Source organism: Brevundimonas sp. ZS04 (assembly GCF_001956865.1).
Taxonomy (GTDB): domain Bacteria; phylum Pseudomonadota; class Alphaproteobacteria; order Caulobacterales; family Caulobacteraceae; genus Brevundimonas; species Brevundimonas diminuta.
Genome location: NZ_MTHE01000069.1, coordinates 1 through 400 on the forward strand (window position 1 = coordinate 1; position 400 = coordinate 400).

Annotated in this window: 1 protein-coding gene; it reads right to left on the reverse strand. The window is 70.2% G+C overall.

The window, feature by feature from the left end; all coding sequences use genetic code 11:
- The coding region (locus tag BJP32_RS16810; RefSeq protein WP_198935318.1) for an alkaline phosphatase family protein at positions 1-400 on the reverse strand (400 nt) is incomplete at both ends.

Sequence of the window (400 nt, forward strand, 5' to 3'; positions counted from 1 at the left end):
GGCCATACCGCTGCAGGAAGGTTGCGCCCTGCGACTGCCCGTGATCGGAGAGCACCACCACGCGGTAGGGCCGCGGAGCCTCGGCAGCGGCGCGGGCGATGCGGTCGAGCTCATGGTCGAGGCGGCGCAGCGTTTGCAGCGTCTCGGGGCGCTCCACGCCGCTGTGGTGGGCCACTTCGTCGTACGACAGGAAGGTGGAATAGATCGCCGGGCGCCCGGAGGCGATGTCGTCGAGGACCGCGCTGATCTGCAGGTCGCGCTGGACGACGCACGCCCACGCGCGCATGACGGCGTATTCCCAGTTGCGCTCGATGCTCGGCTGGATGTTGGCGCGCCGCGACCGACCGGCCGACCACCGCTCCGAGCTGATCTCCGAGATCGACAGCAGCAAGGTGCGGGC